The 24,145-nt window shown below is 63.0% G+C and carries 27 protein-coding genes, 1 tRNA gene and 1 other RNA gene; 9 read left to right on the top strand and 20 right to left on the bottom strand.

The annotated features are described in order from the left end of the window. Positions 1-59: 59 nt before the first annotated feature. The 10 genes from rpsO to recR form a co-directional block, all read right to left on the bottom strand. On the bottom strand, positions 60-329 hold the full coding sequence (gene rpsO / locus OCK01_RS14995; RefSeq protein WP_137156911.1) for a 30S ribosomal protein S15: 270 nt from the start codon (positions 327-329) through the stop codon (positions 60-62). Between the two features lie 167 nt (positions 330-496). Further along, a complete protein-coding gene (gene truB, locus OCK01_RS14990) occupies positions 497-1,426 on the bottom strand; it encodes a tRNA pseudouridine(55) synthase TruB (protein WP_263824630.1) in 930 nt (309 codons plus the stop codon). A 7-nt stretch (positions 1,427-1,433) separates the two neighbouring features. Continuing rightward, positions 1,434-1,844, bottom strand: a complete 411-nt coding sequence (gene rbfA, locus OCK01_RS14985; protein WP_182827456.1) for a 30S ribosome-binding factor RbfA — start codon at positions 1,842-1,844, stop codon at positions 1,434-1,436. Positions 1,845-1,968: 124 nt separating this feature from the next. Beyond that, on the bottom strand, positions 1,969-2,604 hold the full coding sequence (locus OCK01_RS14980; RefSeq protein ID WP_263824629.1) for a hypothetical protein: 636 nt from the start codon (positions 2,602-2,604) through the stop codon (positions 1,969-1,971). 266 nt (positions 2,605-2,870) lie between these two features. After that, positions 2,871-5,657: a translation initiation factor IF-2 gene (infB, locus tag OCK01_RS14975; protein ID WP_263824628.1), complete on the bottom strand. Its 2,787-nt coding sequence runs from the start codon at positions 5,655-5,657 to the stop codon at positions 2,871-2,873. Positions 5,658-5,726: 69 nt separating this feature from the next. Beyond that, positions 5,727-6,374, bottom strand: a complete 648-nt coding sequence (locus OCK01_RS14970; protein ID WP_263824627.1) for an RNA-binding protein — start codon at positions 6,372-6,374, stop codon at positions 5,727-5,729. Positions 6,375-6,394: 20 nt separating this feature from the next. Then, positions 6,395-8,026 carry a transcription termination factor NusA gene (gene nusA, locus OCK01_RS14965; protein WP_263824626.1) on the bottom strand — a complete coding sequence of 544 codons (1,632 nt, stop codon included), beginning with the start codon at positions 8,024-8,026 and terminating at the stop codon, positions 6,395-6,397. Positions 8,027-8,075: 49 nt separating this feature from the next. Then, entirely contained in the window at positions 8,076-8,678 is a 603-nt protein-coding gene (gene rimP, locus OCK01_RS14960; RefSeq protein WP_263824625.1) for a ribosome maturation factor RimP, read from the bottom strand. A 153-nt stretch (positions 8,679-8,831) separates the two neighbouring features. Beyond that, the gene (locus tag OCK01_RS14955; RefSeq protein ID WP_412179014.1) at positions 8,832-10,106 is read right to left on the bottom strand and encodes a lytic murein transglycosylase; all 1,275 of its coding nucleotides are present in this window, start codon (positions 10,104-10,106) and stop codon (positions 8,832-8,834) included. An 11-nt stretch (positions 10,107-10,117) separates the two neighbouring features. Next, entirely contained in the window at positions 10,118-10,723 is a 606-nt protein-coding gene (gene recR / locus OCK01_RS14950) for a recombination mediator RecR (protein ID WP_263824624.1), read from the bottom strand. 56 nt (positions 10,724-10,779) lie between these two features. On the opposite strand from recR, the gene OCK01_RS14945 reads away from it, so the two are divergent. Beyond that, complete coding sequence (locus tag OCK01_RS14945; RefSeq protein WP_263824623.1) at positions 10,780-11,397, top strand: MOSC domain-containing protein; 618 nt, start codon at positions 10,780-10,782, stop codon at positions 11,395-11,397. 14 nt (positions 11,398-11,411) lie between these two features. Here OCK01_RS14945 and OCK01_RS14940 read toward each other — a convergent pair whose 3' ends face one another. Continuing rightward, positions 11,412-11,984, bottom strand: a complete 573-nt coding sequence (locus OCK01_RS14940) for a TetR/AcrR family transcriptional regulator (protein WP_263824622.1) — start codon at positions 11,982-11,984, stop codon at positions 11,412-11,414. A 78-nt stretch (positions 11,985-12,062) separates the two neighbouring features. Here OCK01_RS14940 and OCK01_RS14935 point away from each other — a divergent pair, with 78 nt between their 5' ends. Beyond that, complete coding sequence (locus OCK01_RS14935) at positions 12,063-12,953, top strand: alpha/beta fold hydrolase (RefSeq protein WP_263824621.1); 891 nt, start codon at positions 12,063-12,065, stop codon at positions 12,951-12,953. Here OCK01_RS14935 and OCK01_RS14930 read toward each other — a convergent pair whose 3' ends face one another. The 3 genes from OCK01_RS14930 to ffs all read right to left on the bottom strand — a co-directional run bounded on the left by OCK01_RS14930 (position 12,954) and on the right by ffs (position 15,314). After that, positions 12,954-13,277 (bottom strand): YbaB/EbfC family nucleoid-associated protein, encoded by a 324-nt coding sequence (locus OCK01_RS14930; protein WP_182827448.1) that lies wholly within the window; start codon positions 13,275-13,277, stop codon positions 12,954-12,956. 15 nt (positions 13,278-13,292) lie between these two features. Continuing rightward, positions 13,293-15,104, bottom strand: coding sequence for a DNA polymerase III subunit gamma/tau (locus tag OCK01_RS14925; protein ID WP_263824620.1), 1,812 nt, complete (start codon positions 15,102-15,104; stop codon positions 13,293-13,295). 112 nt (positions 15,105-15,216) lie between these two features. Then, an RNA gene (ffs, locus tag OCK01_RS14920) (signal recognition particle sRNA small type) lies at positions 15,217-15,314 on the bottom strand. Positions 15,315-15,415: 101 nt separating this feature from the next. Between ffs and OCK01_RS14915 the strand changes: the two genes are divergently transcribed. Genes OCK01_RS14915 through OCK01_RS14905 form a run of 3 tightly spaced genes read left to right on the top strand, consistent with a single transcriptional unit; the run spans position 15,416 to position 17,341 of the window. Next, entirely contained in the window at positions 15,416-15,817 is a 402-nt protein-coding gene (locus OCK01_RS14915; protein WP_263824619.1) for an HIT domain-containing protein, read from the top strand. After that, the gene (gene nudC, locus OCK01_RS14910) at positions 15,817-16,782 is read left to right on the top strand and encodes an NAD(+) diphosphatase (protein WP_263824618.1); all 966 of its coding nucleotides are present in this window, start codon (positions 15,817-15,819) and stop codon (positions 16,780-16,782) included. Before OCK01_RS14915 ends, nudC begins: the two co-directional genes overlap by 1 nt. A 58-nt stretch (positions 16,783-16,840) precedes the next feature. Then, a complete protein-coding gene (locus OCK01_RS14905; RefSeq protein ID WP_263824617.1) occupies positions 16,841-17,341 on the top strand; it encodes a heme-degrading domain-containing protein in 501 nt (166 codons plus the stop codon). A 7-nt stretch (positions 17,342-17,348) separates the two neighbouring features. Here the strand turns inward: OCK01_RS14905 and OCK01_RS14900 are convergent, their stop codons facing one another. Next, complete coding sequence (locus OCK01_RS14900) at positions 17,349-18,227, bottom strand: helix-turn-helix domain-containing protein (protein ID WP_182827443.1); 879 nt, start codon at positions 18,225-18,227, stop codon at positions 17,349-17,351. Positions 18,228-18,364: 137 nt separating this feature from the next. After that, positions 18,365-18,449 (bottom strand) — tRNA-Leu (locus tag OCK01_RS14895). A 310-nt stretch (positions 18,450-18,759) separates the two neighbouring features. Between OCK01_RS14895 and OCK01_RS26570 the strand changes: the two genes are divergently transcribed. After that, positions 18,760-19,155: a BA14K family protein gene (locus OCK01_RS26570; RefSeq protein ID WP_263824616.1), complete on the top strand. Its 396-nt coding sequence runs from the start codon at positions 18,760-18,762 to the stop codon at positions 19,153-19,155. A 50-nt stretch (positions 19,156-19,205) separates the two neighbouring features. On the opposite strand, the gene OCK01_RS14885 is transcribed toward OCK01_RS26570, so the two are convergent. After that, on the bottom strand, positions 19,206-19,523 hold the full coding sequence (locus OCK01_RS14885) for a SelT/SelW/SelH family protein (protein ID WP_182827441.1): 318 nt from the start codon (positions 19,521-19,523) through the stop codon (positions 19,206-19,208). 85 nt (positions 19,524-19,608) lie between these two features. Between OCK01_RS14885 and OCK01_RS14880 the strand changes: the two genes are divergently transcribed. Continuing rightward, the gene (locus tag OCK01_RS14880; protein ID WP_263824615.1) at positions 19,609-20,319 is read left to right on the top strand and encodes a sulfate transporter family protein; all 711 of its coding nucleotides are present in this window, start codon (positions 19,609-19,611) and stop codon (positions 20,317-20,319) included. A 5-nt stretch (positions 20,320-20,324) separates the two neighbouring features. Here the strand turns inward: OCK01_RS14880 and nth are convergent, their stop codons facing one another. After that, complete coding sequence (nth, locus tag OCK01_RS14875) at positions 20,325-21,077, bottom strand: endonuclease III (protein WP_263824614.1); 753 nt, start codon at positions 21,075-21,077, stop codon at positions 20,325-20,327. 20 nt (positions 21,078-21,097) lie between these two features. Between nth and OCK01_RS14870 the strand changes: the two genes are divergently transcribed. Both OCK01_RS14870 and OCK01_RS14865 read left to right on the top strand, forming a co-directional pair. Next, on the top strand, positions 21,098-21,601 hold the full coding sequence (locus OCK01_RS14870; protein ID WP_263824613.1) for a DUF2244 domain-containing protein: 504 nt from the start codon (positions 21,098-21,100) through the stop codon (positions 21,599-21,601). 70 nt (positions 21,602-21,671) lie between these two features. Continuing rightward, positions 21,672-22,556, top strand: a complete 885-nt coding sequence (locus OCK01_RS14865; protein WP_263824612.1) for a bifunctional helix-turn-helix domain-containing protein/methylated-DNA--[protein]-cysteine S-methyltransferase — start codon at positions 21,672-21,674, stop codon at positions 22,554-22,556. Here the strand turns inward: OCK01_RS14865 and OCK01_RS14860 are convergent, their stop codons facing one another. Together OCK01_RS14860 and OCK01_RS14855 are read right to left on the bottom strand one after the other, a co-directional pair. Then, positions 22,557-23,426, bottom strand: a complete 870-nt coding sequence (locus OCK01_RS14860) for an aldose 1-epimerase family protein (RefSeq protein WP_263824611.1) — start codon at positions 23,424-23,426, stop codon at positions 22,557-22,559. 61 nt (positions 23,427-23,487) lie between these two features. Then, positions 23,488-24,123 carry a 2,3-bisphosphoglycerate-dependent phosphoglycerate mutase gene (locus OCK01_RS14855; RefSeq protein WP_182827435.1) on the bottom strand — a complete coding sequence of 212 codons (636 nt, stop codon included), beginning with the start codon at positions 24,121-24,123 and terminating at the stop codon, positions 23,488-23,490. Positions 24,124-24,145: the final 22 nt, after the last annotated feature.

Below are 24,145 nucleotides of genomic sequence, written 5' to 3'. Positions count from 1 at the left end.
GCTCCGGCTTCTGGCCGGAAAAGCAGACGGCGGAAGGCTTGCGCCTCCCGCCGGTAGTCTTAGCGGCGAATGCCGAGGGCCGAAATCAGCTTCTGATAACGGGCCGCGTCCTTCTTCTTGAGGTAGTCGAGAAGCGAACGGCGGCTGGAAACCAGGGTCAGAAGGCCACGACGAGAGTGGTTGTCCTTCTTGTGGCCCTTGAAGTGTTCGGTCAGGTTGTTGATGCGCTCGGTGAGGATCGCGACCTGGACTTCCGGAGAGCCGGTGTCGCCTTCCTTGGTGGCGTATTCCTTGATGAGGGCGGCCTTGCGCTCAGCAGTGATCGACATCGGTAAATCCTTTCATTTTTTGGATTTGAAAGACGCCCAAAGCCGGGATGTCGTCCAGCATTGGCCAGTGAACAGGAGCGGGAGTTCCCCAAACCTGCGCGGCGTATAAACGAAAACGTCACAAAAGGGAAGAGCCGCTCGCGCGGCCCTTCGATCTGCATCTGTTCTCAGCCGAACACGCGCTTGGGCCTGAACTCGCCTTCTTCGATCGCCCCGATGGCCAGCAATTCGCCCTTGATCGTGGCGTAGGCCTCGGGGGCGGGGAGCGGCGCATCGCGCCCGCGCAGAATGATGGGGTTGCCGGACTTGATGCGCCGCGCCTGATCCTCGTTGACGGGAAGATGGGGAAGGGCGGCAAGCGCCTCGGCCGTGTCGATGAGAAAGGCGTCGAGAGCCGCGAGCCTTTCGTCCATATCCTCGATTTCCTCGAGCGCGACGAGGTCGGCCAACGGCGTCATCTTGTCTTCGTCGAAAGGGGCGACATAGGTGCGGCGCAATTCCGAAATATGGCCGTAGCAGCCGAGGTCGCGACCGAGATCGCGGGCGAGGGACCGCACATAGGTGCCCTTGCCGCATTCGACTTCGAAATAGGCGCGATCAGTTTCGGCCTTCAACAAAGTGAGGCGGTGGATCTCGACCTCCCGGGCCGGAATATCCACGATTTCGCCGTCGCGGGCCAAATCATAGGCCCGCTCCCCGGCAATCTTGATGGCCGAGAATTGCGGCGGGATCTGCTCGATGACGCCGGTGTAATGCGCAAGACGCTCGCGTATGTCGGATTCGCCGGGGCGGTTGTCGGAGGTCTTCGAGACCTCTCCTTCGAGATCGTCGGTCGTTCGCTCCTCACCCCAGGCGACGGTGAACTCATAGATCTTGCGGCCATCCATCACGTAAGGCACGGTCTTCGTGGCGTCGCCGAGAGCGATGGGCAGCATGCCCGACGCCAGCGGATCGAGCGTGCCGGCATGCCCCGCCTTCTGGGCCTTGAACAACCACTTGATCTTGGAGACCGCTTCGGTCGAGCCGAAATCCACCGGCTTGTCGAGGATGAGCCAGCCGGAAATCGGCCGGCCCTTGGGTTTTCTGGGCTTGGACATCTAAAGCTTACTCGTCTGCGTCGGCGTCGTCACGATCGAGATCGCGGGCGACCTCGGGCGATTTCAGCAGTTCGTCGATCTTGCGGAAGTTCTCGAAACTGGTGTCGTCGCGGAAACGGACTTCCGGCATATATTTCATCTGGCGGAGCGCTGGCGACAGTTTGCCGCGAATGAAGCGGGCGTTGCGATTGAGTGCGGCGACGACGGCGTCGTGGCTCGCGGCGCCGAGCGGCGCGACATAGGCCGTGGCGATCTTGAGATCCGGCGACATGCGGACTTCGGTGATCGAGACGACCGCGCCGTCGATCACGGGATCCAGAACATCTCCGCGCTGGAGAATCTGCGTCAGAGCGGAACGGACTTGTTCGCCCACTCGCAACATTCTTTGCGAGGGAGCCGAGGTGGTGGCTTTGGTCATGGTGTTTCCGGCTAGCGGGCGATCTTGGTCGCCACTTCTTACAAGCTGGGTCCAATGAACCTTTTATCGCTGAACGTCAAGGCAGGCAGTCTGTTTAGGTTGGGCGGCGGGCCCTGCCTGGCGCTTATTCGGCCGGCGCAAGATCGAAAGCGGGCTCCAGGCGCTGGTCCGACGCCTTTCGGGCGGCCCGGTGCAGCTTGGAAAATGTCAGCAGGGCGTCGCTATAGGCGGCCTTGTCGGAAAAGGCCCGTTCCGGGAAGTAAGCGGTGAAGCCGTCCCCGACCAGTTCGATCCGCTTCTTGCCGACATTGATCTCGCGGATCGAGGTCCAGGGCATCCATATAGTGGTTTCGCCGGAAGACGTCTCGACGCCGGTCTCGTAGACGTCGATATCGATGAAGGCGCCCGGGGCGATCTCCGAAGCGAGCGAAAGCTTCTTCAAGCCTTCGAGATAATAGGCGCGGCCCAGGATGAGGGCGGAAATCAACAGCAGGAATGGCAGAAGTTGCAGCAGGATGACGGACAGGGGCGGCACCGAGTCCAGGCCGACGAGGTCCGGCAGGATGAAGCGCCTGTAGGCCTCCAGCGCGGCCCCGATGGCAAGGCCGAATGCGGTGGCGACGCCGACCGTGAAGAGATTGAGGCGGGGCGCCCGCGTCGAGGACAAGCGGTTGCCCGAAGACAGGATGACGTCCGCATGCTCATTCGGCTGGCGTTCGAACGAAGCCGATAATACCCGTTGCCAAGCCTGGTAACGCATTGATGATTTCCCCTGAACGATGAATTGGCGGCGTCAGGCATTGATAGGGGTGGATCATCATGTTCCAGGCGCCAGACGCCGCAAGAGAGACATTACCCCTCTTGCATCGCGCGAGGCTTGCGCCGGGATTGCAAGATCTTGCAGTGCAGCGGCCGGGAGGCGGTCGAGGAAAACGCAGAAGCCGTCAGTTCGACCCTCGATAAGGCGCTCTGCACAAATAGAAATGGCGGCCGAAGCCGCCATTGATTGTTTCTGACCGACGCCTGTTACAGCGTGCGGGTGATGTGCTCGACGCGGAAGCATTCGATGACGTCGCCCGCGCGGATGTCTTCGTAATTCTCGAAGGCCATGCCGCATTCCTGACCGACCTGCACTTCGGAGACTTCGTCCTTGAAGCGCTTGAGGGTCTTGAGCTTGCCTTCGTGGATGACCACGTTGTCGCGCAGCAGGCGAACGCCCACGCCGCGCTCCACCTTGCCTTCGGTGACCTGGCAGCCCGCGACCTTGCCGACCTTGGTGATGTTGAACACCTCCTTGATCGTCGCATAGCCGAGGAAGGTTTCGCGGCGTTCCGGCGACAACAGGCCGGACATGGCCGCCTTCACGTCGTCGGTCAGGTCGTAGATGATGTTGTAGTAGCGGATCTCGATGCCGGCGCGTTCCGCAGCGTCGCGCGCCTGAGGATTGGCGCGGACGTTGAAGCCGATGATCGCGGCGTTGGATGCTTCGGCGAGCGAAATATCCGATTCCGTGATGGCGCCGGCGCCGGAGTGAACGATCCGGGCCCGGACTTCGTCGGTCGAGATCTTGTCCAGCGCGCCGGCAATGGCTTCGATGGAGCCCTGCACGTCGCCCTTGATCACGAGCGGGAATTCCTTGACGCCGGCGGCGGTCAGCTGCGTCATCATCTGTTCGAGCGAACCGCGCTGGCCGGCATGGCGGGCCACAGCCTTTTCACGCGTCAGACGCTGGCGATATTCGGCAATCTCGCGGGCGCGGCTTTCGTTCTCGACCACGGCGAACTTGTCGCCGGCCTGGGGCGTGCCCTGAAGACCGAGAATTTCGACCGGCATGGCCGGACCGGCGTCCTTGATGTGATCGCCGCGATCGTTGACGAGCGCGCGCACGCGGCCCCACTGGTCGCCGGCGACGATGATCTGGCCCGGCTTGAGCGTACCCTTCTGCACGAGAACGGTGGCGACGGAGCCGCGGCCGCGATCGAGCTTGGCTTCCACCACCGAACCTTCGGCCGTCCGGTTCGGATTGGCCTTGAGGTCGAGGATTTCGGCCTGCAACAGGATGGCTTCGAGAAGCTTGTCGAGGTTGAGGCCGGTCTTGGCCGAGACCTCGACGTCGAGCACTTCACCGCCCATGCTTTCCACGAAGACTTCGTGTTGAAGCAGTTCGGTGCGCACCTTCTGGGCGTTGGACGTCGGCTTGTCGATCTTGTTGATCGCCACGACGATCGGCACGCCGGCCGCCTTGGCGTGATTGATGGATTCGATCGTCTGCGGCATGACGCTGTCGTCGGCCGCGACCACCAGAACCGCGATGTCGGTCACCTGGGCGCCGCGGGCGCGCATCGCCGTAAAGGCGGCGTGGCCGGGCGTGTCGATGAATGTGATCTTGTGACCATTCTTCTCGACCTGATAGGCGCCGATGTGCTGCGTGATGCCGCCGGCTTCGCCGGAGACGACATTGGCGTTGCGGATGGCGTCGAGCAGCGAGGTCTTGCCGTGGTCGACATGGCCCATGATGGTGACCACCGGAGCGCGCGGCAGCATTTCGCCTTCGTCGTCCTCGCGGTTGAAAATGCCGGTCTCGACGTCGGATTCGGAGACGCGCTTGACGGTGTGGCCGAATTCGACGGCGATCAGCTCCGCCAGGTCGGCGTCGATGATGTCGCCGGGCTTGAGCATCTGGCCTTCCTTCATCAGGAACTTGATGACGTCGACCGAACGCTCGGACATGCGCTGAGACAGTTCCTGGATGGAGATCGTCTCGGGCAGGATCACTTCGCGCATCACCTTTTCACGGGTTTCCTGCATCTGGCTGCGGCGGAACTTCTCCTGCCGGCGGCGCATGGCCGACAGCGAGCGTCCGCGCTGCGAACCGTCGTCGTCGTCTCCCGTCACGACGACCTTCGCCGGGGCGCGCCTGTTGTCTTCGACCTTGCGGGTCGGCTTCGGCGCTTCGACGCGCGAGGCGACCTTACCGCGAGCGGGACCGCCACGACGTTCTTCTTCGTCATCCTGCGGGCGACCACGACCGGCCGGACCGCGAGCGGGACCAGTCGGCGTCTTGGCGGGCGCGGCGGGTTGCGCGGCGGCCGGAGCGCGGCTGTCGGGACGACGGACCTGCGGAGCGGCGTCCGCACGACGGGGCTGTTCGGCAGACGGCTGGGCGACGACCGGGGCCGGCTGCGCCGGAGCGGCGACGTCGGCGGCGGGCGGAGCCTTGGCTTCCTCGACGGCGCGTTCGGCTTCGATCTTGGCGCGTTCGGCGTCTTCGACGGCGCGGCGCGCCGCTTCTTCAGCCAGGGCCTTTTCACGACGCGCGGTTTCTTCGGCCCGCTGGCGCGCTTCCTCGGCGTCGCGGACTGCGGCTTCGGCGAGCGCGCGACGGCGTGCTTCGATCTCGCCCGGAGACAGATCCTTCAACACATTGCCGGTGCGCTGCTGCGGACGGCCCTGATCGGGACGGCGTTGCTGATTGTCGGGACGACGCTGCTGATTGTTCTGGTCCGGACGGCGCTGCTGGCCCTGGTCGGGACGGCGCTGTGGCTCGGACTGGATGCGCGGCGCGGGTTGCTGCGCGGCGGCCTGCGGCTGCGGCGGGCGCGGCGCTGCGGGAGCGGCTGCGACGACGGGCGTTACGGGCTTTTCGTCTTCAGGACGCGTGGGACGGCGCTTGCGCGTTTCCACGACAACAGCCTTCGTGCGCCCGCGACCCATGTCCTGGCGCACCGTTCCCTGGCTCAGGCCCGACGGTTTCAGCGTCAGAGTCTTCTTGCCTGTTACATGGAGGGTCTTGTCGTCGTTGTTGTCCGTCATTCCGGTCCCGTTTTTCCAGAGCATAACCGTGCGTTCACGGGCGCCCTTCGCCTTACTGATATCGCGGCATCATTCGATTGAAGCAATAGGCCGACTGCCGCCACGATAGGTATCGAGCAGTTTCGCGCGCTTCACTACACCCTCACCGGCCTGCCCTGCAAGCGCTACGGCGTGGATAAATGCATTATCGCCCAAGAGTTCCTGCATTTCCTGGTAAGAAAGCAGCTGGAAGACGGGGGGCTCCTCTTCTTCCATCGTCAATGCCCAGGCCTTGCGCGCCTGAGCGATTTTGCGCACGCCGTCGGCGGCCGCATCGGTGGCGTGAAACACGGCCAGCGCCTCGCCGGAGCGTACGGCGTTGTCCACGCGCGTGGCGCCCGACAGGAATTTCCCTGACTTTCGCGCCATGTTCATCATGCCCGTCATATGGGTCACGAGAAGACGGTCGACAAGGTCGGCGAGTTCCGGGCCCGCCTTGACCTCTTTCTTGAAGGCGCGCGCAAACAGTCCTTTGCGCACCGCCTTTTCCACCAGCGCCCGCTCGGCCTTGATCGAGCAGCCGCGTCCCGGCAGCGTCTTCTTGAGATCCGGCGTCACCGCCCCGTCAGGGGCGACGACGAACCTTATCATCTCTTCGGCCGGCAGAGTTTCGCGGGTCACGAGGCACATGCGCTCGCTCACGAAATCATCGTCCTGTTCGGCGCTGTCGGCCTTCATCGGCTGTCGTTCCTTCGGCTTCAGCCTTCGATCTGCTCTTCGGCGTCGTCTTCGCCTTCGTCGCCGCTTTCGGCGGCGAGCGCTTCCTGCTCGCGAGCGAGATCTTCTTCGGTGATCCAGCCGGCGGCCAGGCGGGCCTGAACGATCATCGCTTCGGCGTCGGTGCGGGAAATATCGAGCTTCGAGAACAGGCCTTCATAGCGCTTGGTCTCGCCGTTCTTCTTTTCCGTCCAGCCGACGAGGTCGTCGGCGGCGCAGCCGGCGAAGTCCTCGATGGTCTTGATGCCGTCCTGGCCGAGCGCCACCAGCATGCTCGCGTTCAGACCGTCGATCTTGTAGAGCTCGTCCTCGACGCCGAGTTCACGGCGCTTGGCGTCCATTTCCGCTTCGAGACGGTCCAGGAAGTCGCGGGCGCGGCTCTGGATCTCTTCGGCGGTCTCGTCGTCGAAACCATCGATCGAGGAGATTTCCGAGGAGTCGACGAAGGCGAGTTCCTCGACCTGCGCGAAGCCTTCCGACGCGAGCACCTGGCCGACCATTTCGTCGACGTCGAGGGCGTCCATGAACAGCTTGGTGCGTTCGTTGAATTCCTTCTGACGGCGTTCGGATTCTTCCGCCTCCGTCATGATGTCGATGTCCCAGCCGGTCAGCTGCGAGGCGAGACGGACATTCTGGCCGCGGCGGCCGATGGCCAGCGACAGCTGCTCGTCCGGAACCACCACTTCGATGCGCTCGGCGTCTTCATCGAGCACCACCTTGGCGACTTCCGCCGGCTGCAGCGCGTTGACGATGAAGGTGGCGGGATCGTTCGACCAGGGAATGATGTCGATCTTTTCGCCCTGAAGCTCGCCGACCACGGCCTGGACGCGGGAGCCGCGCATACCGACGCAGGCGCCGACCGGATCGATCGACGAATCGTTGGAGATCACGGCGATCTTGGCGCGGGAGCCCGGATCGCGGGCGACCGAACGGATCTCGATGATGCCGTCGTAGATCTCAGGCACTTCCATGGTGAAGAGCTTGACCATGAACTGCGGATGGGTGCGCGACAGGAAGATCTGCGGACCGCGCTGTTCGCGGCGCACGTCGTAGACGAAGGCGCGGACGCGGTCGCCCGGACGCATGGCTTCGCGCGGGATCATTTCGTCGCGGCGGATGATGCCTTCGCCCTTGCCGAGGTCGACGATCACATTGCCGTATTCGACGCGCTTGACGGTGCCGTTGATGATCTCGCCGATGCGGTCCTTATATTCGTCGAACTGCTTGTCGCGTTCGGCCTCGCGCACCTTCTGGACGATGACCTGCTTGGCGGACTGGGCGGCGATGCGGCCGAAATCCATCGGCGGCAAGGGATCGGCGATGAAGTCGCCGATCTGGGCGTCGGGGTTGCGGTCGCGAGCGAGCAGAAGCGGGATCTCGCGGGAATAATCCTCCGCATGTTCGACCACTTCCAGGAGACGCTGCAGCTTCATCTCGCCCGTCTTGGGGTTGATGTCGGCCTTGATGTTGGACTCCGTGCCATAGCGCGAGCGCGCCGCCTTCTGGATCGCGTCGGCCATCGCGGCGAGCACGATCTCGCGGTCGATCGACTTTTCACGCGCAACCGCGTCGGCGATCTGAAGGAGTTCCAGCCTGTTTGCACTCACTACCATCGTCTTAAGTCTCCGTTCTGATGGTCAGTTTCTATCGAGGCGAAGGCGATCAGCCTTCGTCCTCCATGTCTTCATCGTCTGCGTCGTTCTGATTGGCGGCGGCGCGGGCGGCCTTGTCGGCCTTGAGCGCGTCACGGATCAGGTCGTCGGTGAGAATGAGCCGGCCTTCGGCGAGCGAGGCGAAGGGAATGGCCACCTGCGGCTCTTCGCCATAACCGATCTGGTCGCGTTCGAGCACGAAGCCGTCGTCGTTGACGTCGAGGATCTTGCCTTTGAAGCGCTTGCGGCCTTCGACCATCACCGAAGTCTCGCACTTGATGATGTGGCCCTGCCATTTCTGGAAGTCGCCCTTGCGGACCATCGGACGGTCGATGCCTGGCGAGGAGATTTCGAGATTATACTGCTTGTCGATCGGATCTTCGACGTCGAGCACCGGCGAGATCGCCATGGAGATCGCTTCACAGTCGTTGACGGTCATCGTGCCGTCCGGCCGCTCGGCCATGACCTGCAGGGTCAGGCCGTTCTGGTTGGATAGCTTCACCCGGACGAGCTGGTAGCCCAGCTCCATAATGACCGGCTCGATGATCTGCGCCACGCGCGCATCGATGCCTGTTTCGACTATCAGTCTCGGTTCGATAACCGTATCGTTCATAAGCGCTCGTTTCCCCCGGCAGACCGGAGCTAACAAAAAAGAGCGGGTCCTTGCGGGGCCCACTCTTCATCGACGTGATCAAGATTTGAGGTTTGTTTACTCTTTCGCGCAGCGAAAAGCAAGAGGCGGCCAGTTCGAGTGATCATAACGCGATCAGCGGATCTTCTTCAGCAGAGTTTCGTCCGGATAGCATGTGGGCGAGAGGCCCGCTTTCTGCTGCCACATTCCGATGGAGCGGCGAGTCTTGTAGCCAGGCAGGCCATCGACCTTTCCGACATCGTAACCCTTGGCGGCGAGCCGCTTCTGCATCGCCAGGACATCCGAACGGAGCATATGGCCGACCGAACCCCATTCTGCCCGGAAAGCGCCTGAGCCATAAGCAATGCGATCGGCGAGATTGCCGATGAACAGAGCATAGAGGTCGGAATTGTTGTATTCCTTGATCACGTAGAAATTCGGCGTGACGATGAACTCCGGACCATGGCGCCCGCCCGGAACCAGCATCATGCCGGTGCGCTTCATCTCGTCGCGCGGGAAATCCTTGCCGGTGACGCGGGTGATCCCGGTCGCGGCCCAATCGGCAATGGGTTTGGAAAGATCCGGCCCTTCCTGGGCGCAGGAGACTTTCGCCGGGATGGACGCCTCAAAACCCCAACTGCGATGCGCCTCCCAGCCCTTCAGCCGGAGATAATTGGCGATCGAGCCGAGCGAGTCGGGTACGGAATTCCAGATGTCCTTCTTGCCGTCGCCGTCGAAATCCACCGCATATTTCAGGTAGGAGGTCGGCATGAATTGCGGCTGGCCCATCGCGCCCGCCCAGGAGCCCTTCATCACTGCGGGATCGACGCCCTGCTCGACCATCGTGAGCGCTGCGATCAACTCCTTGCGGAACAGCGGCTTGCGTTCGGACATGAAGGCCATGGTCGCCAGCACGTCCATTTCTGACGCGGTGATCTTGGCCCTGCCATAGCCGGTTTCGCGACCCCAGATCGCCAGCACGATCTCGCCGGGCACCCCGAATTCGCGGTCGATGCGGGCGAGAAGCCGCTTGTGCGATCCCGCATAGGCGCGGCCGGTCGCGGCGAGGCCCGCCAGACGTTTCTCGTTGAAATAAGGTCCGGGGCTCGAAAATTCGGCCTGCGTCTGCGCCTTCTTTTTCGGCGGCTTGGTTCCCGGCGCCACGAGATCGGGCAGTTTCCAGTTGATGCGCACGCCGGCAAAGGCGCGTTCGAAGGATTGCCGGGAGATCCCCTGGGCGGCGGCTTCCGGCCAGATTTCCGTCTCGATCCAGGCGTTGAACTGCTTTTCCACGGCAGCCTGTGAGACTGCGGAGGCGGGTGACGCCGTGGCGGCGATGGCCAGGGAAAGGCCGAGCATCACGCCTCTCGCCAATGCAGACGCATCCCGGAAGCGGGCGGAAAAATTCATCGCAATCCTCCTCAGATCGACGTGCGTGAGCGCAGCGCCGCCGTCAGCGTGCCTTCGTCGAGATAATCGAGTTCGCCGCCCACCGGCACGCCATGTGCAAGCCGGGTGATCTTCACATCCAGTCCAGCCAACTGGCTGGTGATGTAATGAGCGGTGGTCTGGCCCTCCACCGTCGCGTTCACCGCGATGATGACTTCCTTCACCGCGCCGCCCATGACCCGCTCGATCAGCCCGCGTATGTTGAGGTCATCGGGGCCGACGCCGTCGAGCGGCGACAGCGTGCCGCCGAGCACGTGATAGGCGGCGTTCATGGCCCCGGCGCGTTCGAGCGCCCAGAGATCGGAGACGTCCTCGACGACGATGATCACGGAATGGTCGCGCCGGTCGTCGGTGCAGACGGTGCAGGGATCGATCGTGTCGACATTGCCGCAGCAGGAGCAGATCCGCACCTTCTGATGCGCCTCCGCCATCGCGCCGGCCAGGGGACCCAGCAACTGGTCCTTCTTCTTGACGAGATGCAGCGCCGCCCGCCGGGCCGAACGCGGGCCGAGGCCCGGCACTTTCGCCAGCAGCTGGATCAGTTTTTCGATTTCGGGGCCGGTGACTCGTTTTGCCATGCCGAGGCTTTTAGCGCATCTATCGAGGATCTGTGAATCACCCGGAGGAAAAAACCATGCGCCTGCTCGCAGTTTCGATCGGCGACGCCAAACCCGTGGCTGGAAAGACCTCCGGCAAGAGCGGCATCGACAAACGCCCCGTCGACCATCCCGTGATGATCGGCCGTGAGGGATTGGCCGGCGACCGGATCATCAACCGCAAATATCATGGCGGCGCCGACCAGGCGGTCTATATCGAGGGGTCGGTGGACTACGACTGGTGGCGGTCGGAGTTGGGGCGGGACCTGCCTGCCGGAACCTTCGGCGAGAACCTGCTGATCGAAGGCCTCGACAATCGCCACGTCGCGGTGGGCGACCGTTTTCGGATCGGAGACGTGCTGCTCGAAATCACATCCGCGCGCACGCCCTGCGCCACGTTCGCAGCCCATATGGGCGATCCGCTGATGGTCAAGCGCTACGCCGCCGCGGCGCGCCCCGGCGCCTATGCCCACGTTCTCGAAGAGGGCGTGGTGCGAGCAGGCGACACTGTCGATTACATGCCGGTCGCCGGAGACCGGATCGGCATGCCCGAACTGATGCGCACCCATGGCAAGCGGTTGGACGAGGATGCCAAGCGCCGCTTTCTCGCCGCGCCGATCGGTGAAAGGCTGCGGGCGATGATTCTCGCGAAATAGCGGCTCTATCCCGTTCACTTCGCCAACGAAGCCTTGACGAGACAGCGCGCGGCCTCGCCGGCCTCGCGCATATAGCCGGGGTCACGATGCAGCATCACCACCGCAAAACACCCGTCGATCAAAAGACGGATCTGGCGGGCGAGCGCCTCGGCGTCGGCCAGCCCGGCGTCATCGAAAACAGATTGAAGCCAAGCCTCCAGCCGCTTCTTGTGGGCTGCGCCGCTCACGATCGCAGGATGGCCCGGCAGGTTGGCGAGTTCCACGGAGGTGCGAAGGAAGCCGCAGCCTTTCCATTTCGGATCGGCGGCGGCGACAGCGAGGTGATCGAACAGGCCGGCGATCCTTTCAGGCAGCGCGCCCTTTGAAGCCTCGAACCGCTTTTGAAACGCGCCCAGGCTCGGCTGGTCGCGATAGTGCAGATACGCGGCGACCAGGTCGTCCTTGCTCTTGAAGTGATAATAGAGCGACTTTTTGGTAATGCCGGCTTCAGCCGCCACCGCATCGACGCTGACGGCGCGAATGCCCTCCCGGTAAAACAGCCGGTTGGCGGCGGCGACGATTTTTCCACGGGTGTCTGTTTCAGCCATAGCCCAAAGTATACCGACCAGTGAGTATACACAAGCTGCGATTTCCGCCACTCTGGAAGAGGCGAGGGGAGGTGCCGAATGGAGCCAGAAGCAGTCGAGATCGTCTGTGAGGACGGAATGCGCCTCGGCGGCCACTGGTGGCCGAGACGGCTCCGCGATGAACAGGGCGTGGTGATCATCAATTGCGCCACCGGCGTTCAGGCGCGTTTCTACCATGCCTATGCCCGCTTTCTCGCCGAACACGGTTATCATGTGCTGACCTATGATTATCGCGGCATCGGCCTGTCGCGTCCGGAGCGGTTGCGCGGATCGGGCTATCGCTGGCGCGACTGGGGAGAAAAGGATTTCGCGGCCGTTCTCGCCTATGTCCGTCAGACGGCGCGGGATCTGCCGGTTCTGGTCGTCGGGCATTCCATAGGAGGCTTTCTTCCCGGCTATGCCGACAATGCCGGCCAGATCAGCCGAATGCTCACAGTCGGCGCTCAATACGCCTATTGGCCTGATTATCGCGCTCAGAGGCGCTGGGCGCTGTTTCTCAAATGGCATGCCCTGATGCCGGCGGTGACGATCGCGGCAGGATATTTTCCGGGACGCCGGTTCGGCTGGCTCGAAGATCTGCCGCGCGGCGTCGCGCTCGAATGGGCGCTGCGAGGAAAAGCGATCGAAAGAGGAGCGTCAGAAAAAGAAAAGCGGAATATGCGGGGGCGGTTCGCCGCCGTTTCAGCGCCGATCCTGGCGGTGAGCGTGTCGGACGATGATTTCGCCACCCCGGCCGCGATGCGGCGCGCTCTCTCCTATTATGCCGGTTCTGAGCGGCAGGCCGTGATGCTGGAGCCCGATGATCTCGGCCAGGCGTCGGTCGGCCATTTCGACCTGTTTCGCGCCCACCACGCCGCAGGCTTCTGGCTCGACACGCTGTTGTGGCTGGGCCAGGGCGTCAATCCCTGGCCCAATCGCCGGATAGAATGATCAGAACGGGAACTTCATGCCGGGCGGCAGCGGAATGCCGGCTGTCAGCGCAGACATCTTTTCCTGGGCTTGGGCTTCGCCCTTGTCCTTGGCGTCCTTATGGGCGGCGACGATCAGGTCTTCGAGGATTTCGACATCGTCTTCCTTGAACAAGGACGGATCGATCTTGAGCGAGGTCATGTGACCCTTGCCGTCGAGCACGACCGTCACCAGTCCACCGCCGGCCTTGCCTTCGATGCTCATGGCGGCGATCTCGGCCTGGACCTTCTCCATCTTGGCCTGCATCTCCTTGACCTTGCCCATCATGCCCATGAGGTCTTTCATCATTCGCTCCTGTTTTTATTCGTCGAAATCGTCCAGCGCCTCGTCAGTGGCGACGGCGTCTTCATTGTCGTCATCGGGCGCAGCCGTGACGCGCACATCGGTGATCTTCGCGCCCGGATAGCGCGCCAGAATGGCGGCGACATCGGGGTCGGCGCGCGCATCGGCCACGCGGTCGTCGCGCTCCTTCGCTTCGGCCTCAACGAGGGTGAGACCGCCCGGTTCCCGCGAGATCACCACCAGCCAATGCTGTCCGGTCCATTCGCGCAGGCGCGTCGAAAGCTCGCCGACCAGGCTTTTCGGGGCGTCGGGCGACAGCGCCAGTTCGATCTTGCCGGGCTCCATGCGCACCGGCCGCACGAATTGACGCAACTGCGCCTTCAGCTTCATGTCGCGCTTATCGCCCGCGAGTTGGGCGACGTCGGCGAATGTCCGCAGATTGATCTTGGGCGCATCGTCCGCGCGCGCCGCCGGCGAAGGCCTGAGATCCTGCATCGGCTGCGGCGAGGATGAGGGAACAGCGCGCAACATGGTCGCGCCGCCGGACGGAGACGATGGAGCCATGGATTGATAGTTTCTGTTGTCCGACACCGCCATGGCCTGGGCGCCGCCGCCATTGCCGCCGCGCGGCGCGGGCGCCGGGGCGGCCACGTCGCCGTTGATCATGCCGGCCAGCCGGCGCGCGGCGTCTTCGGGCGACGGGAGCGAGCCGGCATGGGCGAGACGGATCAGCACCATCTCCGCCGCGCCGAACGGGCGAGAGGCGTTTTCCGTTTCCGGAATGCCCTTGAGCAGCATCTGCCATATGCGCGACAGCGCGGTGACGGCAATGGATTTGGCGAACTCCGCCCCTTGCACCCGCTCGATTTCGGAGAGCGACGGGTCGTTGGCGGCGTCCGGAATATATTTGAGCCGTGTGACGAGGTGGGTGAAGTCGGCCAGATCGTTCAGCACCACTACCGGATTGGCGCCCGCGGCGTATTGTTCGGAAAACTCGTTGAGCGCGGCGGCCACATCGCCCTTGACGACATGGCCGAAGAGATCGGCGATGCGGGCGCGATCGGCGAGACCGAGCATGGCGCGCACCGCGTCCGTCTCCACCACGCCCGCGCCATGCGCGATCGCCTGATCCATCAGCGATAGGCCGTCGCGCGCCGAGCCCTCGGCGGCGCGGGCAATGAGTGCAAGGGCCTCGGTCTCGGCCCGGACGCCTTCCTTCTCCGCGATCGTGCTGAAGAGCTGGGTGAGGTCGGCCGCCGAAATGCGCCTGAGGTCGAAGCGCTGGCAGCGCGACAGCACGGTCACCGGCACCTTGCGGATTTCGGTGGTGGCGAAAATGAATTTCACATGTTCCGGCGGCTCTTCCAGCGTCTTCAACAAACCGTTGAACGCGGCCGTCGACAGCATGTGCACTTCGTCGATGATATAGACCTTGTAGCGGGCCGAGGCCGGCTTGTAGCGCACCTGCTCGATGATTTCGCGGATGTCGTCGATGCCGGTATGGGAGGCGGCGTCCATCTCGATCACGTCGACATGGCGGCCTTCCATGATCGCCTGGCAATGCAGGCCCGGCTCGCGCAGGTCGATCGTCGGCTTGTCGATCGTTTCGGTCTTGTAATTGAGCGCGCGCGCCAGAATGCGGGCGGTGGTGGTCTTGCCCACGCCGCGGACGCCGGTCAGCATATAGGCTTGCGCGATGCGCCCTGTCTCGAACGCGTTGGTGAGCGTTCGGACCATCGCCTCCTGGCCGACCATCAGGTCGGAGAAGTCCTTCGGGCGATATTTCCGGGCGAGAACCCGGTAGCCGGTCTTGTCAGTCTCTGCGCTCAAGCTTCATCCGCCTTTGATCGCGATCTTTTCGCCGGCGCAGGCTAAAGCATCCGATCGGAAAATGGAAATTCCGCCGGGCCGTTCCTGCTTGTGATCCACGGGAAAAGAGAGGGTGGGAGGCCGGCACGATGACCCGTACCGAAGCTCGTTGTGGCTGCTTCCTTCCGGACCTGACCAAGTTGGCGAGTGGCGCGTCCACCACCAGCCTCCCGCCGTCCATATCGTCAATATCTTTTCTGATTGCAAGCCAATCTTGAAATTATCTGATATCTGGAGAGGAAAAAGAAGATCAGGATAGGGAAAGGGTCCCCATGGCGTTCACGCTGGATGAGAGATTGTCGAATGATTCCGTGTTGATCGTTCGCATCGGACTATGTGAGCTCCGGATGATGAACGATCGTCGTTGGCCTTGGCTCATCCTGATTCCCCAGCGCGACGGTTTGTCGGAATTGTTCGACCTCGCGCCGCTCGACCAGGCCATGCTGACCTTCGAAACCAATCTGGTCGGCGCGGCCCTGAAGAAAGTCACCGGTTGCGACAAGGTCAATATCGCGGCGATCGGCAATATCGTCCGGCAACTGCATGTGCATGTCGTCGCCCGCAATGCGGGCGATCCCAACTGGCCGGCGCCAGTCTGGGGCTACGGCGTCCGCGAGCCCTATGGCGCCGAAGAGATCGACGCCTTCGCCAACCGCATCCTGGAGGCGATCTGATGCGCAGCCGCAGCATTTTCGACAGTCCCCGGCCGCATCCCGAAGCCTCGAGCCTCGTCGCATTCTCCGGCAATCGTCTCGATCGCCGCTCCGAGCATCGCGATGACGACTGTATCGAGGCTGCGATTCGCATCGACGGCGCGCTGTTTTATGCGTTGGCGGGAGCCAAGCTCGTCCTCAAGCATGAGAACCAGGTGATCGATCCCTTGTTCGCGCCTTATGAACTGCCGGACTTGAAGCCGGACTTCGACGAAGCGATCCTGCTCGGTTTCGAGGAAAGCGGCGCGCCTCGGCTCGCGGCGCCGGTCGGCGTCGATCCCGAAACACCCCTCGACCATCTCAAATTCGCCGATTGCAGGGCCCTGATGCGTGAGGCGCTGTTGAATGACGCGGCGCTCGGCGAGGCGGCTCAGGCCTCGGCGATGATGGCCTGGTCGCTCGGCGCGCGCTTCTGCGGCCGCTGCGGCGCAAAGACCGAGCCGAAGGCCGGCGGCTACAGGCGCAAATGCACGGGCTGCGGCGCCGAGCATTTCCCGCGCACCGATCCGGTGGTGATCATGCTGGCGATCGACGTCGAAGGCGATCGGTGCCTGATGGGGCGTTCGCCGCATTTTCCGCCCGGCATGTATTCCTGCCTCGCAGGCTTTCTGGAGCCCGGAGAAACCATCGAGGCGGCGGTTCGCCGCGAGACGCTGGAAGAGTCGGGCATTGAAACCGATTGCGTGCGGTATCACGCCAGCCAAGCTTGGCCGATGCCGCATTCGCTGATGATCGGCTGCTACGCCGAAGCCGCCACGCTGGCCATTTCTCGCGATACCCGGGAGCTGGAAGATTGCCGCTGGTTTTCGCGGGACGAGGTGGTCGCGATGATCGCAGGCGTCCACCCTGAAGACATCACCGTTCCGGTCAGCGGCGCGGTGGCCTATCGATTGATTCGCGACTGGCTGGATTGGCCATCGGTTTGACGCCGCAGATCTTGAAGATCGTCGCGCCAGGATTGCAGACGCTACCGAGGAGGATTGTATGAGCAAGACGAAAGACGCCGGAGCAGAGTTGCTCGAAACGCTGAAGCGACAGGAGAAGCTGGCCGTGTTCCAGCATTTCAGTGAAGACGACGCCTTCGATCTCGGCTGCATGACCATGGCCATCGCCCGGACGCAGCACGCGCCCGTGGTCGTCGATATTCGCACGCCCAACCGCATTCTCTTTCATGCCAGCCTGCAGGGTTCGACTGCGGACAACGACGAATGGGTGCGGCGCAAGAGCAATATCACCCTGCGCTTCAGTCAGTCCTCCCTGCTCTACGGCCAGTCGCTTGCGGAGAAGCAGCGCAGCGTCGGGCCGGACATCGGCCTCGATCTCATGGACTATGCGGCGCATGGCGGTAGTTTTCCGATCCGCCTCTCACGCGGCGGCCTGGTCGTCGCGGCGCTCACCGTTTCGGGCCTGCCGCAACGCGACGATCACCGCATGGCGGTGGAGGCGATCGCGGCCTATCTGAAGATCGATCTGCCGCAGATCTGAGACCCGTTCAAAGGCTCCGACGATATTCGCCGGGGGTCATCCGCGTGTCCTCGCGGAACACTTTGATGAATTGCTGGACGCTGCCGAAACCAACGGCGGCGGCCACTTCGGAAAGGCCCAGACGCGGTCCCGCCAGCAGCAGCTTCGCCTTGGCGAGCCGGCGACCGGTGACAAACTTCACCGGCGAGACGCCGAACGCCGATTTGAACGAGCGGGAGAAATGGAAGCGGCTCAATCGCACGAGACCCGCCAGCCGGTCGAGCGATACGTCTTCGGCCAGATGGGCGTCGATATATTCGGTGAGCATCTTCATCTGCATCCGATTGAGCCCGCCGCGGCGGAAGGAGACGTGACGCGTCTCCGCGACCATGAATTCGGCGATCTCCAGCGTGGCCAGCAGACCGAGCGTCTCGAGGTGCAGATTCGAGCCGCCTTCGATCAGATGCCGCTCGATCTTGCGCATCGTCGAGGCCAGGCGCTCGTCTTCGAAATAAACCTGCGGCTTGAAGGCGCTTTCCGAGAAGTCGCGCTCCAGTTCTTCGGCAATCAGCGCAGGTTCGAAATTGACGATGGTGAAGCTGTTTTTGCGGTTGACCGGCGCCGCCCAGCCGGAAAGCGAGTTTCCGCCCGGAATATAGGTCATCTTGTTGCGCAGATCGCGTCCGGAGATCGGCTCCAGTCCGTCGACATGCATTTCGCCTCTCTCGAGGACGAGATCATGGGCGGCGAAATAATGCGTCGCGCCGGTCCAGGTAAATTCATACTCGGTCGGCAGCATGATGCTGGTGTGCTGAAGCGCGAAGCCGCGCCAGTTGACCACACGCTCGAAGTCTGGCGTCGATTCGGGTTCGCGGAAATCGAGATCCAATATGTTTGCGTCTTGCATGTCACGGCTCTCCCGTGGCGAGGGTAATGACGATATCTTGCGCGAAACGTGTCGGCGCGCAAGGCAAATGACAAATGTCAAAGCAAAAAGCCCGCCTTTCGGCGGGCTTTTTAACCTATTGAAAATAGGTGGGAATTTGGTGCCCAGAAGAGGACTCGAACCTCCACGCCTCGCGGCACAGGTACCTGAAACCTGCGCGTCTACCAATTCCGCCATCTGGGCGACGAGGGAGCGTGTAGCCGCGTGACCGTTTTGTGTCAACAGACAATTTGCAGAAATGTGCGCTGCGAAAAGGCGATCGAACCCGAGGGTCGAGATTTCCAGACTTCCGCGGCGCAAAAAAATTTTGCGTCCATGATCTGAAGCAAATGCTAAATGTCCGATGTGTGATATTTGGAACCAAGACGGGTACATTTGTGTTGCAAAAGGCTGAGCGCAGGAAGAATATTCCCGCGAATAACAAGGGACGGCCAAACGTCTGGCGCAAGGGACACCTAGAAGCGGAACGCTTCACAATAAGAGAGGATCTGAAATGCCGAATTTGCGCAAATTCATCATCGCCGGCGTTCTCGCGCTGGCAGGAGCCGCTCCCGTGACGATCGCGGAAGCCCAGCCGTCCATGCAGCCGCTCCAGGTCGAAAAGACCACGGACGTCACCAAGGCGAGAGTGGTCTGCAATCGCTGGAATTGCCGCCGCGTCTATCGTCCCGGCCCGCGCGTCGTGATACGGCCGCGTTATTATCGTCCGCGCACCGTCTATGTGGCGCCGCGGGTGATCGTGCGACCGGCTCCGCGGGTAATCGTCCGCACCGGCGGCAACGCCCATGTGCGCTGGTGCCTCAACCGCTATCAGTCCTACAATCCCGCGACCAACCGCTTCCTGGCCTATGACGGCTATTACAAAGTCTGCCGTTCGCCCTATCGCTGAGGCGCGGCTCAACAAGACTCGAGGGAGCGGCGCGCAAAACGCCGCTCTTTTTATTGGTCGCCCGTCGACGCCGACGTTGCGTTCTTGTCGGCGCGATCGGTGTGGCCGAGGTCGCGCTCGGGCTCGACAATGTCCCGGATCCGCTGCTTGAGTTCCTTGGGGCCGGGAAAGCCGCCGTCGCGCTTGCGCTCCCAGACGAGGTCTTCATCGACCCGGATCTCGAAATTTCCGCCTGTGCCCGGAATGAGCGCCACCTCGCCCAGGGTCTGGCCGAATGTCTGCAAAAGCTCCTGCGCCATCCAGCCGGCCCGGAGAAGCCAGTTGCATTGGGTGCAGTAGAGAATGGTGATGCGAGGTTTTTCAGTCATGGCGCGGTGATACCATCACCCAAGCGCCCTTGCAAAGCCGCGGGCGGGCGCCGACATCTGCCGAAAATCTATTTGGAGACGCCTGATGATCCTCACTGCCGCCAGCCGCGCCCTGGCCGATCTTTTCGCGCCGGAAATCCGGGGCGTGTTCTGGAAAGCGCTCGGCCTGACCATTCTGGCGCTCGCGGCGCTGTGGCTCGGCCTGCGGGAAGTCTTCATGGACGTGATCATGCCCTGGGTCGCGGCCTATCTGCCGGACCTGCCGTCCTGGGCCGGATGGCTGACCTTCGTCGCCGATCTGCTGGCGGCGCTGGGACTCGCCGCCGCGCTCGCCATGCTCATAGCGCCGATCAGCGCCATCGTCGCCGGCTTCTTCCTGGATGACGCCGCCGAGATCATCGAGAAGCGCGACTATCCCGGTGAAGCGCCAGGCGTAGCGCTGCCGCTCGGACAGTCTCTCTGGTCGTCGGTGCAGTTCTTTCTGGTCGTCGTCGCAGCAAACATCCTGGCGCTGTTCCTGCTGCTCGTGCCGGGCGTCAATCTGGTGATCTTCTTCGTCGTCAACGGCTATCTCATCGGCCGCGAATATTTCGAATTCGCCGCGTCGCGCCATCTCGGCGTCGAGGGCGCGCGTCAATTCCGAAAGAACAATCGCGGTTCTGTCATGATGGCCGGCCTGCTGGTCGCGCTGTTCCTGTTCATCCCCATCCTCAATCTGCTGACGCCGCTGTTTGCCGCCGCCACGATGATCCATCTGCACAAGGCGCTCAGGGCAACATCGCCTGCGGTTCGCTGATTGCCTCAAAACACCTGCGGCGGCAATTCTACGAGGGGCGCGGGCACATCCCAGCTCTTCTCGGGCGATTTGCAGATATCGGCGATCACGCATTTCTCGCATTCGGGTTTGCGCGCCTTGCAGCAATAGCGGCCATGCAGGATCAGCCAGTGATGGGCGTGGAAAAGATAGTGGTCGGGGATGATCGACAGGAATTTGTCCTCGACCTCGTCGGGCGTCTTGCCCGGCGCGATCTTCAGGCGGTTGCCGATGCGGAAGATATGCGTATCGACGGCGAGCGAGGGTATGCCGAAGGCCATCGACAGCACCACATTGGCCGTCTTGCGGCCCACGCCCGGCAGCGTCACCAGTTCCTCCCGGGTGCGCGGCACCTGTCCGCCGAAATCGGCGACCAGCTTCTGGGACAGCGCGATGACGTTCTTCGCCTTGTTGCGGAAGAGGCCGATCGTCTTGATCGCCTCGCGCAGCCGCTCTTCGCCGAAGTCCAGCATCTTTTCCGGCGTGTCCACCAGCGGAAAGAGCGGGCGTGTGGCGCGGTTGACGCCGGCGTCGGTCGCCTGCGCCGATAGCGCCACCGCCACCAACAGCGTATAGGCGTTGGTGTGATAGAGCTCGCCCTTCGGTTCGGGCCGCTGGATGGAAAAGCGACGGAAGATTTCCTCGATCTCCTCGGGCGCGTAGGGACAGCGGAATTTCTTCGCCCGCACGGGCTTTTTTGTCGCTGGCCTGGCGGCGGCGGTCGTCTTGCTGTTTGTCATATTTGCCCTATAGTTTGCCCATGACTCTAGCCACTGTCGAAAGCGGGTTCAACGGGGAGCCGGCGGTGTTCACCGCCGAGCTCAGGCCGCATCGTTCTCTCGGCCCTATCGGTTTTCGGGTGTTGATAGGTCTTTCTGCCGCGGTGACGCTGATCAACGTGGTGTTCTTCCTCGCCACCAATGCGCTGCCGGTCGCCATGTTCTTCGGGCTGGACCTCGCGCTTCTTTACGGCGCTTTCTGGCTGAACTATCGGGCTGCGCGGGCCAGGGAGATCGTTCGGTTGAGCCGCAACCAACTCGATATCCACAAAGTCACCCCGGCCGGGTTCGTGCGCAAGAGCCAATACAACCCGTTCTGGGCGCGCTTCGATGTGGCGCGGCATGCAGAATTCGGCATTACCGACATGGCGGTCGTCGAGCGCGCCAGGCGCACGACGCTCGGCAAGTTCCTCGGCCCCGAAGAGCGCGATAGCTTCGCAAAGGCTTTCACCGCAGCGCTCGCCGACATCAAGCGCCGCGTCTGACCGCGTTTGCGGAAATCGGGTGGCGGCCTTCCTGCGCCCGTGCCACAACAGGGCGAGAGAGGATGAGCCCATGACCATCGCCCCGCATTTTGATGCCGCCACGGCGTTCGACGTCACCCCGGAGGGAGACGACTACACCACCGTCTGCAGCGTCATCGCCCATTTGACCGATCACTACCGCGCCCAGCCGACGCTCGAAGATATCGGTCGCGCCATCGGCCGCGATCCGCTGGAATTACAGAAGACCTTTACCCGCTGGGCGGGGCTTTCCCCGAAGGCGTTCCTGCAGGCGGTCACCCTCGATCACGCCAAACGGCTCCTAGGCCAGGAGCGTCTGCCTCTGCTCGACGCCTCCTTCGAATTGGGGCTATCCGGCCCCGGTCGCCTGCATGATCTCTTCGTCACCCATGAGGCGATGTCGCCGGGCGAATGGAAGACGCAAGGACGCGGGCTTGAGATTCGCTACGGCTTCTTCCCCTCGCAATTCGGCCGCGCTTTGCTGATGGCGACGGATCGCGGATTATGCGGCCTCGGCTTCTCCGACGCCGCCGGCGACGAGGCGGCGCTGTCGGATATGACGCAACGCTGGCCGGAGGCGCATTTCATCGCCGACGAGCCGGCGTTGTCGCCTTACGCCGCCCGTATCTTCGATCCGGCGCGCTGGCGAGCGGAAGAGCCATTGCGCGTCGTCCTCATCGGCACCGATTTCCAGGTGCGGGTCTGGGAGCAATTGCTGGACATCCCGCTCGGCGGTCTCTCGACCTATTCCGACATCGCCTGCAAGATCGGCGCGCCAAAAGCTTCTCGCGCCGTCGGCGCCGCCGTTGGGCGCAATCCCGTTTCCTTCGTCGTGCCCTGCCATCGCGCCATCGGCAAATCCGGCGCGCTCACGGGTTATCACTGGGGATTGACCCGCAAGCGGGCGATGCTGGGCTGGGAAGCCGCCCAGCTCTGATCAGAGCGGGAATTCGACGCTGAAGGCGAAGCGCGCCGAGCCGCCCGGCTCGAGCGTCATCGTGAAGGGCCGTGCTTCCAGCGCATCGCCGTCGCCGACCATGGGCGCTGTGCCATGCCAAGGCTCGATGCAGAGGAAGGGTGCGCCGGGCTTGGTCCAGAGCGCAAGATTGGGCAGGTTCTCGAACCGGAATCTGAGGGTCGGCCCGCCCTCGGCGGCGTAGGTCAGCACGTTGCCTGCGCCTTCGGGGAACACCAGCGCATCGTCGGCAAACAGCGCGTGGTCGAGCACGAGATGGCCATCCTTGAAGGGCGAAGGGAAGAGACCAGGCTTGCGCAGCCCGCCATCGAGCGTCGATAGCCCCGGCTCTGCAGCATTTTCCAGGCTCACCATATGCGGCCTGCCCTCGGCGCCCGGCAGCGGCCAGACGAAGGCGGGATGGTAGCCGAGGCCGAATGGCATAGCCTCGTCGCCGAGATTGTCGACCACGGTCTCGACCGTCAGCACATGGCCTTCCAGCGCATGGGTGAGCGATAGCCGGAAATCGAAGGGGTACACGGCGCGGGTGGCGTCGCTTGCCGTCAGTTCGTAGCGGCAAGCGGTCTCCGTTGCGTCCGCGAGCGTAAACTCGCTGCGGCGGGCGAAGCCATGCTGGTTCATCTCATAAGCCTTGCCGCCGATGCCGACCCGATTGTCGATCGCCTTGCCGACGATCGGGAAGAGGATCGGCGAGCGGCCGTTCCAATAAGCGGCGTCGCCGTTCCAGAGCCAGTTACGGCCGTCGCGCGAGGCCACGCTCTGCAACTCCGCGCCGAGCGACGACACTTCGACGGCAAGCGCATGATTTTCGATGCGGGTCAGGCTCGGCATGGTGATCTTCCTCGGGCGGGTTGTGAAAAAGAAAAGGCGGGCCGGAGCCCGCCTCGAAACCTCAGTGGGCGCCGGACATGTCGCCCAGCACATCCTTGGATTTGACGGTCGAATCCGCATTCAGTTTGTAGACCATCGGCACGCCGGTGGCGAGGTTGACGCCGAGGATCTTCTCGCGGTCGAGACGGTCGAGCACCATCAGCAGCGAACGCAGCGAGTTGCCATGCGCCGCCACCAGCACCGTCTTGCCCGAAAGCACCTGCGGGAGGATGTCGGTCATGTAATAGGGCCAGACGCGCGCGCCGGTGTCCTTCAGGCTTTCGCCGCCGGGAGGGGGGACGTCATAGGAGCGGCGCCAGATATGCACCTGCTCTTCGCCCCACTTGGCGCGGGCGTCGTCCTTGTTGAGGCCGGAGAGATCGCCATAATCGCGCTCGTTGAGCGCCTGGTCCTTGATCGTTTCGAGGCTGCTCTGGCCCACGCAATCCAGAATGATCTGGCAGGTGCGCTGCGCGCGGGTCAACGCCGACGTATAGGCCACGTCGAACTTGATGCCGGTGGCGGCAAGTGCTTCACCGCCAGCCGTGGCTTCGCTGACGCCGAGCTCGGTCAGGTCGGGGTCGCGCCAGCCGGTGAAAAGGTTCTTCAGGTTCCATTCGCTCTGGCCGTGACGGACGAGCACCAAAGTTCCGCTCATGGGATTCCTCTCTTCGATGTTT

Source organism: Rhizobium sp. TRM95796, assembly GCF_025779995.1.
Lineage (GTDB): Bacteria > Pseudomonadota > Alphaproteobacteria > Rhizobiales > Rhizobiaceae > Rhizobium_E.
This window is presented reverse-complemented; position numbering and strand designations above follow the sequence as displayed.

Bases quoted from the DNA above. Each gene is read 5' to 3' on its own strand.
- rpsO (WP_137156911.1), bottom strand. From the start codon at position 329: ATGTCGATCACTGCTGAGCGCAAGGCCGCCCTCATCAAGGAATACGCC.
- truB (WP_263824630.1), bottom strand. From the start codon at position 1,426: ATGTCCAAGCCCAGAAAACCCAAGGGCCGGCCGATTTCCGGCTGGCTC.
- rbfA (WP_182827456.1), bottom strand. From the start codon at position 1,844: ATGACCAAAGCCACCACCTCGGCTCCCTCGCAAAGAATGTTGCGAGTG.
- OCK01_RS14980 (WP_263824629.1), bottom strand. From the start codon at position 2,604: ATGCGTTACCAGGCTTGGCAACGGGTATTATCGGCTTCGTTCGAACGC.
- infB (WP_263824628.1), bottom strand. From the start codon at position 5,657: ATGACGGACAACAACGACGACAAGACCCTCCATGTAACAGGCAAGAAG.
- OCK01_RS14970 (WP_263824627.1), bottom strand. From the start codon at position 6,374: ATGAAGGCCGACAGCGCCGAACAGGACGATGATTTCGTGAGCGAGCGC.
- nusA (WP_263824626.1), bottom strand. From the start codon at position 8,026: ATGGTAGTGAGTGCAAACAGGCTGGAACTCCTTCAGATCGCCGACGCG.
- rimP (WP_263824625.1), bottom strand. From the start codon at position 8,678: ATGAACGATACGGTTATCGAACCGAGACTGATAGTCGAAACAGGCATC.
- OCK01_RS14955 (WP_412179014.1), bottom strand. From the start codon at position 10,106: ATGAATTTTTCCGCCCGCTTCCGGGATGCGTCTGCATTGGCGAGAGGC.
- recR (WP_263824624.1), bottom strand. From the start codon at position 10,723: ATGGCAAAACGAGTCACCGGCCCCGAAATCGAAAAACTGATCCAGCTG.
- OCK01_RS14945 (WP_263824623.1), top strand. From the start codon at position 10,780: ATGCGCCTGCTCGCAGTTTCGATCGGCGACGCCAAACCCGTGGCTGGA.
- OCK01_RS14940 (WP_263824622.1), bottom strand. From the start codon at position 11,984: ATGGCTGAAACAGACACCCGTGGAAAAATCGTCGCCGCCGCCAACCGG.
- OCK01_RS14935 (WP_263824621.1), top strand. From the start codon at position 12,063: ATGGAGCCAGAAGCAGTCGAGATCGTCTGTGAGGACGGAATGCGCCTC.
- OCK01_RS14930 (WP_182827448.1), bottom strand. From the start codon at position 13,277: ATGAAAGACCTCATGGGCATGATGGGCAAGGTCAAGGAGATGCAGGCC.
- OCK01_RS14915 (WP_263824619.1), top strand. From the start codon at position 15,416: ATGGCGTTCACGCTGGATGAGAGATTGTCGAATGATTCCGTGTTGATC.
- nudC (WP_263824618.1), top strand. From the start codon at position 15,817: ATGCGCAGCCGCAGCATTTTCGACAGTCCCCGGCCGCATCCCGAAGCC.
- OCK01_RS14905 (WP_263824617.1), top strand. From the start codon at position 16,841: ATGAGCAAGACGAAAGACGCCGGAGCAGAGTTGCTCGAAACGCTGAAG.
- OCK01_RS14900 (WP_182827443.1), bottom strand. From the start codon at position 18,227: ATGCAAGACGCAAACATATTGGATCTCGATTTCCGCGAACCCGAATCG.
- OCK01_RS26570 (WP_263824616.1), top strand. From the start codon at position 18,760: ATGCCGAATTTGCGCAAATTCATCATCGCCGGCGTTCTCGCGCTGGCA.
- OCK01_RS14885 (WP_182827441.1), bottom strand. From the start codon at position 19,523: ATGACTGAAAAACCTCGCATCACCATTCTCTACTGCACCCAATGCAAC.
- OCK01_RS14880 (WP_263824615.1), top strand. From the start codon at position 19,609: ATGATCCTCACTGCCGCCAGCCGCGCCCTGGCCGATCTTTTCGCGCCG.
- nth (WP_263824614.1), bottom strand. From the start codon at position 21,077: ATGACAAACAGCAAGACGACCGCCGCCGCCAGGCCAGCGACAAAAAAG.
- OCK01_RS14870 (WP_263824613.1), top strand. From the start codon at position 21,098: ATGACTCTAGCCACTGTCGAAAGCGGGTTCAACGGGGAGCCGGCGGTG.
- OCK01_RS14865 (WP_263824612.1), top strand. From the start codon at position 21,672: ATGACCATCGCCCCGCATTTTGATGCCGCCACGGCGTTCGACGTCACC.
- OCK01_RS14860 (WP_263824611.1), bottom strand. From the start codon at position 23,426: ATGCCGAGCCTGACCCGCATCGAAAATCATGCGCTTGCCGTCGAAGTG.
- OCK01_RS14855 (WP_182827435.1), bottom strand. From the start codon at position 24,123: ATGAGCGGAACTTTGGTGCTCGTCCGTCACGGCCAGAGCGAATGGAAC.